We start from the raw sequence: 10,887 nt of genomic DNA on the forward strand, positions 1-10,887 counted from the left end.
CACCGAGCGCGGTATGCTGATCTACAACACCACCCAGGACCGGGTGCAGGTGTGGAATGGTACCCTCTGGCAGGATGCCGGAGGCAGTTCTGGTCCCTGGATGCAGACTGGTGACAATGTGTACCCGACCGATAACGCAGCATATGTGGGCATCGGCACCACCGATCCGCGTTGGAATCTAGAGGTATTCAATCCTACTAGTACTGACAGCGATGTGTCGCTTACGCTGTATAACAGTAGGACCAATAGAGATGCCATCATTAGGCTGTACACACTGACGGATGACAACGATGCAGCCATCTTTGTTGATGAGTCGGATCAGCAAAAGCTGAAGTTCTCTGCAGGCGTTGTAACCGATCCTACAGCCCTTTCAAGTAGCACGAGGATGACCCTGACCCAGGCGGGTAACCTCGGTATCGGTACCACCGCCCCCCTAGCACGGCTGCATGTAGAAGGACCTAGTGGGAGTACCCTACGTATAGTAGACGGCAACCAGAGCGCTGGCCGGGTACTAACCAGCGATGCCAGCGGGAATGCTACCTGGCAGTCTGCCCCGGTGATTGGGAGCGGCACTGCTGGACGAGTAACCTACTGGCAAGGTACTACCCAGATAGCAAGTTCGGGTATGACCTGGGATAACACCAATGGCCGGCTGGGCATAGGCACCACCGCTCCCACTCAGCTTCTACACCTCCTGAATCCGTCAACGCAGGCACAGGACGCCCTATTACTTATCGAAAATGATCGACCAAGCCACGATGTTGGCTTGGTACTCTTTAGCGAAGTGGGCGGCAATGATGCCAGTGTGTTTCTGGATGCTGCGGACAATGATGCTCTCAAGTTTTCCATGGGCGATAACATGACCCAGCAAAGCACCCGGCGTGGCCAGGCAAGAATGACCCTGACCCAGGCGGGTAACGTAGGCATAGGCACCACAACCGCCCCCCTGGTACGGCTGCATGTAGAGGGGCCTAGTGGGAGTACCCTACGCATAGTAGACGGTAACCAGAGCGATGGCCGGGTACTGACCAGCGATAACAATGGCGTGGCGAAGTGGGCACCCCTACCGAGCCTTACGGGCGGAACCGCCAACCGCATGACCTATTGGAGTAGCGCGAGCCAGCTGAGTAGTACTTCGATTTCCTGGGATGCCACCAACAGCCGGCTCGGTATAGGCACCACAACACCCACTGCAAGCCTTCATATAGCAGGTGCAGGTACCTTTCGCCTGGAGAATGGTGCTGCAGCGAACTTGGTGCTGACCAGCGATGCCAGCGGAAACGCCAGCTGGCAGACCCTGCCCCCCGCCACCCTGAGCGGAGGCACCAACGGCCGCGTAACCTACTGGACGGGCACGGGCACAGTAGCTGCCGGAACAAATTTGGCCTGGGATAATGCAAATAACCGGCTGGGCATAGGCACCACCACACCCTCCGTCGCCCTTGACGTGAAAACCACCACTGGCTTCGTAGCAAATCTGGAGATGTATTCCAACACAACGAGTGCCGTGTTAAGTATTGGGAGCTCAGTTGGTTCTTCCCCGGGTAATTTTAATGCCCTCCCCTCTGGTTCGGTCTTAGGTACAATTAACCTCCGGGGCACAAATGGAACTGCTTTTCGAATAGGCGCGGCCATAACTAGCCAGGCAGAAGAAGGCTGGACTGCAAGCCGAAATGGTGCCAGTCTTCGCTTTCAGACCACAGAAAATACTACCAACGCACTCCAAACCCGAATGACCATTAACCATGACGGCAATGTGGGCATAGGCACCACCGATCCGACATGGAAACTGGATATAAGGAACCCAACAGCAACCAATGACGATGTTTGTATGGGCCTGTGGAATGATAGAGCCAACCGGGATGCCATCATTCGCCTGCACACCCTTGCTGGAGCCGAGGATGTTGGCATCTTTCTGGATGAGACCGATGGGCGAAAGTTGAAGTTTGCATTGGGCGACGTAGCCACCGACGCAAATCTCCAGAATAACACTCGTATTACCATTACACAGACTGGCCGGGTGGGCATAGGCACCACTGACCCACGTGTGCCCCTGGATGTGCAGGGGTTTAATGATCTAACTGGTAACTTCGCGTTCTATGCAAGAGTCATTACTCCTGGCCCTACCTTAGGCGACCCATTTACCGGGGAGGCCAGCGGTCTAGTCCCTGTGGGCATCCGCTCCAATTCGCGCATCTGGGCTGTGGAGTTTAATGCTACCTCCGACGCGCGGGTAAAGCGCATACTGGCCCGCCCGGAGCCGCAGCAGCAGCTGGCCGAGCTGCGCAGGCTGCAGGTAACCCAATACAAATACCTGGATAGCCTGCAGCATGGCACCGCGCCCAAAACCGGCTTTATCGCCCAGGAGGTGGAGCAGGTGCTGCCCGATGCCGTGCACCGGAATACGGACTATATCCCCAACGTGATGCAGTATGTAGCCCAGGTGGCCCCTACGCCCGATAGTACGGGCATCGCCTTCCGCCTGGCCCCTGGCCACGGCCTGCAGGCCGGAGACCGGGTGCGCATCTATGCTAAGGCGGGCACGCAAACGCCGCTGGTAACTGCCGTAGATGGCGCACATGTAACGGTGGAGAAATGGGATGGAGACTTGACTGAGGGCCTATTTGTGTACGGTAAGGAGGTGAACGACTTTCGTACCATCGACTACGACCGCCTCTTTACCGCCGGCATAGGCGCCATACAGGCCCTGGACCACCAGCAGCAGCGCACCACCACCCGCCTGGATAAGCTGGAGACGGCCCAGGCGGCAGGCAGCGCCGAGCTGAAGGCCCTGCTACAGCAGCTGCTGGAGCAAAACCAGGCTCTGCGCCAGGAGGTGGAGGCCCTCAAGACCCAGAGCCGTACGGCCGAGTGCTAGCCGCCCGGGCGGAATGCGGAGGTAGCCCCCGCTGTAGGGCTGGGGGGGCAGCAGTTCAGTCGGCACTGGTGCGCCTGGGTGTGTGCCTGGCCCCCGGTGGGGTGGGGTAGGCCAGGGGCTAAGTGTCTCTGTCTGTGTGGGATCCGTTCGTAGCGGGTGGTAGGTACCCTTGGGCGCGTTTCAGGCTTTTCTCCCCGTATTTACTCTTTATCAGGTCTAGCGCCCGTATCAGTTTTTGTTCCCTGGGGTGGTCTTCAAACAGGCTTAAGGGACGGCCCCCCGCCTGTAGCTCCGTCAGGCGTATGCCTATCAGTCGATAGGGCGTTCCATCCCGGTACAGGTGGTGAAACAGGCCCCGCGCTATGGGGATAAAGTCCTGCTCGCTATCCGATAGCGGAATGCGCCGCTGCAGGCCATAGGTAGTAAAGTTGCTGTGCCGCAGCTTTAGCCCTACACAGCCGGCCACCAGGCCCAGCCTGCGCAGCTCGTACGCACTCTTTTCGGCCAGGCGCATCAGCCGGGCCTCTAGCTGCCGTCGGTCTTGCACATCCTCCAGAAAAGTACGTTCGTGGCCCAGGCTCTTGCGTACCCGCGTGCCGCCCACGCTGCTGCTACCCAGGCCCTGTGCCCTGCGCCACAGGTAGCGGCCTGCCTTTCCCAGCTTCTGCTCCAGCTGGGCCTCTGTTTGCTGCTGCACGTCTCGCAGGGTGTATAGGCCCAGCGCCGTTAGCCGCACCAGGGTTTGCTTGCCCACCATAGGTACCTCGGCTACTGGCCGGGGGGCCAGCCAGGCCAGCTCGGTGCCTGGCCGTACCCACAGTTCGCCATTGGGCTTGGCCGCATTAGTAGCCATCTTGGCCAGCGTACGGGTGCGGCCCATGCCCATGCTGATGGGTAGGCCAGTCTCCAGCTGTATGCGCCTGCGTAGCCGCTGGGCAAAGGGCCAGGCACCCCCGGCATAGCGGTCTAGCCCGCTCAGGTCGCAGTAAAACTCATCTATGCTCGCCACCTCATATACCGGCACTTCCTCGGCTATGATGCTGCGCACCAGCCTGCTGTGCTGCCCGTAGGCCTGGGGGTCTCCGGGCAGGAAGATGGCCTGTGGGCACAGCCGCTGCGCCCTGCTGCCCGGCATGGGTGCGTGTATCCCCAGGGCGCGTGCCTCATAGCTGGCACTTACCACCACCCCCCTGCGGCCCAGCCCGCCCACTACCACCGCTTGCCCTTTCAGGCTCGGGTTCTTCAGTATCTCTACCGACACAAAGAAGGAATCCAGGTCCAGGTGCAGGACGCAGGGTAGGGCCTTCGCATGATACGCCATAGCGAAAGTTACACCCGGACGTGCCCTTGCACAAGACAAAATAGGGCCTTCGGCACCCCATTACCCCGTCAGGCCATACAGCAGGGCGTATAGCACAATGCTGAGGGATGGGTAGCCTGCTGTGATGACAAAATACCGGAGGCTTCGTTCCTCAAAGGCACAGTTCATCCCCACCATCAGGGCATGGAAGATGGCCACCGGGGGGCCTACTAGCATGGCCCCTATCCAGCCCTCTACCCGATACATGGCAAACAGCAGGGTGAGCAGCCCGAAGGTAAGTAGCCCAAACAGCAGGGCTTTTTTCAGGGCTGCCAGGGCTGCCTCTCGGCCCACATCTGCGGGTTTCATACCGGCCTCTTGCATCCACACGGCCCCAAACAGCTTGCTATACCACAGGAAGCCCAGCAGCTGGTGCAGTACGATGCCGATAGGCAGGGCCAGCCAGGGCACCTGGGTGGCACTGTGCGAAATCCACTTGTAGTGAAATTCCGTCAGCCGGTCGGCCCCGATTACGTAGTAGTATTGCACGGCATTGCCCAGGGCCAGTGCTAGCAGGATAATAAAAACATAGCCCACGTTTATCCACCACAGCCGGGCAGGTTTTCGCTCATAGGCATAGTTGGTAGCTACCAGGTTGCCATGGATCAGGGTGAGCACCAGGGCCACAATGCCCAGGTTCAGGGCAGTGGGCCGCATCATATCGGGCTGCAAGATCACCCCCAGGTGAAGGAGTGCGGCCAGCATAGCCAGTGCCCCCAGTATACGGCTCTTTGGCTGGAAGGAATATCCACCGGGCCTGCTTGCCAGGCCCGTATCCACCAGCCAGGCCCGCCCAAACAGGCCACCGGGGCTATACCACAGGATGCCCACTAGAAAATAAAGCACAAAGGCTGCGAAGATAGCCGGGTAATAGACGGACTCTATACCCTGTAGGAGGAGATCAATCATGACAACTTGGTTTTATTTAATGTACGTACATTGATTTATTTAGCAAGTCTACGCAATTTATCCAGAACGAAAAAGTGCTGTGTCCCTGTTGTTCTAAATTAATATCGAACTTTGGCCTGTGAACTATCTGATCCGAAGCCTGCGGCCCTTCCTGGTCCACTACCGCTGGCTGCTTGTGTGGGGCATTGTATTTATTGTCATTAGCAATCTGCTCGCGGTGTTTCCGGCCCAGGTGGTGCGAGACGGATTTGACCTGGTGCGCGAATACCTGCTGCTACACCAGCTAACGGACGGCTATGCCGCAGATGCGCAGGTGGTGGCAGATGGGGTAGCGGCAGGGCTTTTGTATGGGGTCATCCTGGTGGTTATGGCCATTCTGCGTGGTGTATTCCAGTTTTTTATGCGGCAAACACTCATTGTGATGAGCCGAAAAATAGAATACGAACAGAAGAAGCAGCTATTCGACAAATTTCAGACCTATAGCCTGCGCATGCTGCGCAAGCTGCGCACCGGCGACCTGATGGCACGCATAAGTGAGGACATAAGCAATGTGCGCATGTTTACCGGCCCGGCCATCATGTACACCATCAACACAATTACGCTTTTCATCATCATCCTGGCCGTAATGCTGGCCGTGAATGCTGAGCTGACCCTGTATGCGCTTCTGCCCCTGCCCCTGCTAGTCGTTTCCATCTATCTGGTGCACAGGGTGATCATCAAGCGAACAGACGAGCAGCAGCAGCAGCTCTCGGTACTGAGCAACTTTACCCAAGAGGCATTTTCGGGCATACGGGTGCTGAAGGCCTATGCACGCGAGCAGAATACAGCCGAGCGATTTGAGCAGGAGAGCAAGGAGTACAAGCGGCGTGCCATGCGGTTGGTAAAGATTGATGCGCTGTTTTTTCCTACCATTATGCTCATGATAGGGCTTAGCACCCTCTTTACCATCTGGCTTGGTGGCCACTCTGTTATAGCCGGTACCATCAGCTATGGCAATATCGCCGAGTTTATTATCTACATCAACCTGCTGATCTGGCCGGTAACGTCGCTGGGGTGGGTTACTAGCCTGAGCCAGAGTGCCGTAGCTAGCCAGAAGCGGATAGATGAGATGCTGGCCATGGAGAGCGAGCTGCACTTTCCGCCCACGGCCGAGCCGCCTGCCCACTACGACCTGCGCGTGGAAGCAGCCAGCCTGACCTACACGGACACCGGCATTGCTGCCCTACAGCACATTAGCCTGCAGCTGCCTGACGGGCACACCCTGGGCATAGTGGGGCCTACCGGCAGCGGCAAGTCTAGCCTGGCCAACCTGCTGGTGCGCTTTATGGACCCGGATACTGGCCAGGTGCTGCTGGGCGGCCGCCCGCTACCCCAGTATACCGAGGCACAGCTCCGCCAGTGTTTCGGCTATGTGCAGCAGGATGTACTGCTGTTTTCGGATACCATTGCCAACAACATTGCCTTTGCCAAACCCGGGGCCAGCCGGGCGGAAGTGGAGGCTGCGGCCCGGTTTGCAGGTGTTTTTGAGGACATTGTGCATTTCCCCAAGGGGTTTGATACCCTGGTGGGCGAGCGGGGCGTAACGCTGAGTGGCGGACAGAAGCAGCGGGTGTCTATTGCCCGTGCCTGGCTGTCCAGGCCGCGCATCTTTATCCTGGACGATGCCCTGAGTGCCGTGGATACCCAAACAGAAGAGTACATCCTGGCCAACCTGAAGGACCCTGCCCTGTATGGCGGTGTGGCCCCCTCGGTTATCATTATCAGCCACCGCATCCACTCGGTGCAGCATGCCGATCAGATCATTGTGCTGGAGGATGGCATAATGAGCCAGCAGGGCACACACAGCACCCTGCTGGCGCAGGAGGGCCTGTATGCCCGCCTATACACCCGGCAGCAGCTGGAGGCAGAGCTGTCTACCGAGCAGCAGGCTCTGTAGGCCCGGGTGCTATCGTTGTGCCCGCTGCTCCAGCTCCCGGGCCTTGTCTGCAAACAGCGTGAGCAGCCCTGCCTCGCTGGCTGGGCACACCCCCCGTTCGGTAATCAGGGCTGTTACCAGCCTTGCCGGTGTAACATCAAAACCCGGATTGGTGGCAGGGGTATCGGGTGGGCAGATGCGTACCCGGCTTAGCGCCTGCTGGGCCTCGTCCCAGCCCTGTATGTAGCGCACCTCGTCTGGCCCCCGGTCTTCAATCGGGATTTCGGCTATACCGTCTTGCAGGCCGAAATCGATGGTGCTACCGGGTAGCGCTACGTAGAAGGGTACGGCATTGTCCTTGGCAGCCAGGGCCTTCAGATAGGTGCCTATCTTGTTTGCCACATCGCCGGTGCGGGTGGTGCGGTCGGTGCCCACTATGCACAGGTCTACCAGGCCCTGCTGCATCAGGTGCCCCCCGGCATTATCTACAATTAGCTGCACCGGTATGCCGTGCTGCTGCAGCTCCCAGGCAGTCAGGTTGCTGCCCTGGTTGCGCGGGCGGGTTTCGTCTACCCACACCTGCAGGGCTATACCGGCATCGTGCGCCAGGTAGATGGGTGCGGTGGCAGTGCCATAGTCTATACACCCCAGCCAGCCGGCATTGCAGTGGGTAAGGATGCGTACGGGCTCTCCGGCAGGCTTCTGCTCGGCTATGGTGCGTATAAGTGCCAGTCCGTGCTCGCCTATGGCGCGGCACTGGTCTATATCCTCTTGCCGGATCGTATCGGCCAGGGTGCGCAGCAGCCGCACGCTGTCTTCGGCATCCGCCTGGCTTTCGGCCCATGCCTGCAGGCATCGGTCTACCGCCCAGGCCAGGTTTACGGCCGTGGGGCGGGCCGCCTTTAGTGCCTGGGCTGCCTGCTGCAGCTGCTCCCCCAGGGTGGCAGGGCTGTGTGCTACAGCCTCGGCAGCGGCTAGCCACATGCCATAGGCAGCCGTTACACCTATTAGCGGCGCGCCGCGCACCGTCATATCCCGTATGGCCGCCACGGCATCCGGGTAGTGCTTCAGCTCTATGATCTCCATCTGGTGGGGCAGCTTGCGCTGATCCCACACTGCTATGGTGGGCTGGGCTCCCTCTACCACCCACAGGGTCTGGGTAGACCTTCCATGTACCTTCATGCTACAAAGGAAACAAAGCTTATGACAGCATTTTTATCTTTCTTTCTGTCTATTTGGCTGTCTATTGGGCGGGGTTAATGACAAAATGGCAATTTGTGGGACTGTAATCGGGCTGGTACGGAATGTGAAGTGCCTTCTTTGTAAACGTAAAACCCTAAACACTTAAAACAATGAAATCACTTGCCAAACCCCAAACCAACCTGGTACCCACCAGCTTTTCGGATCTGTTTGATCGCTTCTTCAACGAAAGCGTGAACCAATTCTCGCAATCGGTAGCCTTTGTACCCCAGGCAGATGTATTCGAAACCGAAGACGCTTATCACATCCACCTGAATGTGCCGGGCATAGACAAGAAGGACATCAACGTGGAGGTGCAGGAGGGAATCCTGACGATAAGCGGAGAGCGCAAAAAGGTAGCGGAGGACAAAAAGGCCCATCGGATAGAGAGCTATTACGGTGGTTTCAGCCGCAGTTTCCGTGTGCCGGAAAAAGCCAAGGGAGACGCCGTAAAGGCCCGGTATGAGAATGGGGTGCTGGAGATAACCCTGCCCAAGGATGAGCAGAAAACCAAGCGATTCAACGTAGATGTAATCTAGGCCCCCAGCCCTCCGGTAGCAGTTTGAGTAGGGAAGCGCCAGCTCCGGATGGGGTTGGCGCTTTTTTGCAGCGGGCAAAGAATGCGTTAATTTTGGGTCGTGTCTGTGTTTTTCTCTTTCGTGCTCTTCCTGCTACCAGCCATGGCCTGGGCGCAGCTGCCTGCGGGCAGGGCTGTATGGTCGGATACCACCAGCCGCCATCTAGTAGATACGCTGCTGCCAAATCCCGAGCACCCACAGCTATACCCCCGCACCAAGGCCCTAAGTATTGTAGAGCGTGACTACCTGGAAGACCTGGAAGCCGTGGGGGGACGGATGGTCTCTCCCTACCATAGCCTGGTAAACTTTCTACTCTTTACAAAGTCTACCTACTACTATCCGGTTTATGCCCTTGGCAGCTTCGACACCCGCAGCCTGGACAGCGCCCACGCTATCCTGCTACTACAAAAGCTGAAAAAGGTACTGGACGGAAGAGGGGTATATATTTACCTGGAAGAGGTACCGCGCGACACAAACTACCTCGACAGTGCCACCCAGCGGCCACGCTATTACCTGAACCCGGACTATCCCCGCTTATATGTTGAGCGAGTGGCTGGCCAGTGGATGTTCACACAAGAAACGATAAAAGCCATTCCCGAACTGTATTCGGAGCTGTATCCGCTGGGTATAGACAAGGTACTGAGCCTGGTGCCAGGCAACTGGAAGCAGCAAAAACTGGTGGGAGATCTGAGTGCGTTTAGCCTATTCCTGCTAGCCGTGTGGCTGCTAATAGCCCTACTGCTATACCGGGTGCTCGCCTGGATCCTATCTGGCCTGGCACTACAGCTGCTACAGTGGCTACAGATAGGGCACTTTGTCCGCCGGTTTACCAACCCCGTTGCTCGCCCACTTAGCATTGCGCTCATCATCTGGTGGATACAGTACTTTGTGCCTGCGCTGGAGCTGCCCCCGAGTTTTACCCGCTACCTGCTCTATTCCTTCAGCATATCGCTACCCGTGGTGGTTACCGTACTGGCCTATAGGCTAGTAAGTGTGCTAGGTGCCTACCTGAAGCGCCTGGCTGCCAAAACATCCAGCAAAACGGACGACCAGCTGCTACCTGTAGCACTCAAGGTTATTCGCATCCTGATTGTGCTTGTGGGTATTCTTTTTATCCTCAGCAATTTTCATTTTGACCTGACGGCAGTTATTGCTGGTCTTTCCATTGGTGGCCTGGCCCTGGCCCTGGCGGCGCAAGACACGGTGAAGAACTTCTTCGGCTCGGTGATGATCTTCGTAGACCGACCCTTTCAGATAGGCGACTGGGTGAAGCTGGGGGGTGACATGGAGGGAACAGTGGAGGAGGTGGGCCTACGGGCCACGCGCATACGCACGTTCTACAACTCGCTGGTGTATGTGCCCAATGCCCTGCTGGCCGAGCAGATGGTGGATAACATGGGCCTACGCCACTACCGCCGTATGCGGGTGAAGCTGAACCTGCAGATGAACACCCCCCCAGACCTGATAGAGGCCTATGTGAAGGGCCTGCGGGAGATGGTGCGCCTCCACCCGGATACCCGCAAGGATATGTACGAAATACACCTGAACGACGTATCGGCCAGCAGCCTCGAAGTTCAGTTTTACATTTTCTTCCGCTGCCCCAGCTGGAGCGAGGAACTGGAGGCACGCCAGGAGGTGCTACTGGGCATAGTGAGGCTGGCGCATGCACTGGGGATACGCTTTGCCTACCCCACCCAAACTCTGCATGTGGAGACGGTGTCTGGCCAGCCAGCCCAGGCTGCCCCCTATGAGGCCGATGCCCGCAGGGCACAGGAACAGGTGCGGGCTACCCTAGCTGCCATACAGGCCGGGTGGCGCGCAGGAGATAAAGCCCCCCTGGCACCCTGAGGGGATTCGGATCTCGCATTGGGGGAGTACGACTAATCTTCATCCCGTACGGCCTGCGCTATTGGCCACCGCCATCTAGTCGCGGGGTTGCAGTACCAAGGGGGTGGACATGCCCTGGCTGCTATTCAGTACCTGGCCGGCGTAGTTGGTGCGGCTCACC

At 58.0% G+C, this 10,887-nt stretch carries 7 protein-coding genes; 4 read left to right on the plus strand and 3 right to left on the minus strand.

The features are described from left to right. On the plus strand, window positions 1–2,878 hold a 2,878-nt coding region (locus LW884_01300; GenBank protein MCE3006972.1), incomplete at its 5' end, for a tail fiber domain-containing protein. 118 nt (window positions 2,879–2,996) lie between these two features. Here LW884_01300 and dinB read toward each other — a convergent pair. Together dinB and LW884_01310 are read right to left on the minus strand one after the other, a co-directional pair. Further along, complete coding sequence (gene dinB / locus LW884_01305) at window positions 2,997–4,199, minus strand: DNA polymerase IV (GenBank protein MCE3006973.1); 1,203 nt, start codon at window positions 4,197–4,199, stop codon at window positions 2,997–2,999. Window positions 4,200–4,259: 60 nt separating this feature from the next. After that, window positions 4,260–5,147: a DUF1761 domain-containing protein gene (locus tag LW884_01310; protein MCE3006974.1), complete on the minus strand. Its 888-nt coding sequence runs from the start codon at window positions 5,145–5,147 to the stop codon at window positions 4,260–4,262. A 118-nt stretch (window positions 5,148–5,265) separates the two neighbouring features. On the opposite strand from LW884_01310, the gene LW884_01315 reads away from it, so the two are divergent. Further along, on the plus strand, window positions 5,266–7,083 hold the full coding sequence (locus LW884_01315) for an ABC transporter ATP-binding protein/permease (protein ID MCE3006975.1): 1,818 nt from the start codon (window positions 5,266–5,268) through the stop codon (window positions 7,081–7,083). A gap of 9 nt (window positions 7,084–7,092) precedes the next feature. Here LW884_01315 and mtnA read toward each other — a convergent pair whose 3' ends face one another. After that, window positions 7,093–8,244 carry an S-methyl-5-thioribose-1-phosphate isomerase gene (gene mtnA / locus LW884_01320; protein MCE3006976.1) on the minus strand — a complete coding sequence of 384 codons (1,152 nt, stop codon included), beginning with the start codon at window positions 8,242–8,244 and terminating at the stop codon, window positions 7,093–7,095. Between the two features lie 170 nt (window positions 8,245–8,414). Between mtnA and LW884_01325 the strand changes: the two genes are divergently transcribed. Next, complete coding sequence (locus LW884_01325) at window positions 8,415–8,840, plus strand: Hsp20/alpha crystallin family protein (GenBank protein MCE3006977.1); 426 nt, start codon at window positions 8,415–8,417, stop codon at window positions 8,838–8,840. A gap of 99 nt (window positions 8,841–8,939) precedes the next feature. Next, window positions 8,940–10,727 carry a mechanosensitive ion channel family protein gene (locus LW884_01330; protein MCE3006978.1) on the plus strand — a complete coding sequence of 596 codons (1,788 nt, stop codon included), beginning with the start codon at window positions 8,940–8,942 and terminating at the stop codon, window positions 10,725–10,727. The last annotated feature ends 160 nt before the right edge of the window (window positions 10,728–10,887 follow it).

It is taken from the genome of Bacteroidota bacterium, assembly GCA_021300195.1.
GTDB lineage: Bacteria > Bacteroidota > Bacteroidia > J057 > JAJTIE01 > JAJTIE01.

Bases quoted from the DNA above. Each gene is read 5' to 3' on its own strand.
- dinB (MCE3006973.1), bottom strand. From the start codon at position 4,199: ATGGCGTATCATGCGAAGGCCCTACCCTGCGTCCTGCACCTGGACCTG.
- LW884_01310 (MCE3006974.1), bottom strand. From the start codon at position 5,147: ATGATTGATCTCCTCCTACAGGGTATAGAGTCCGTCTATTACCCGGCT.
- mtnA (MCE3006976.1), bottom strand. From the start codon at position 8,244: ATGAAGGTACATGGAAGGTCTACCCAGACCCTGTGGGTGGTAGAGGGA.
- LW884_01325 (MCE3006977.1), top strand. From the start codon at position 8,415: ATGAAATCACTTGCCAAACCCCAAACCAACCTGGTACCCACCAGCTTT.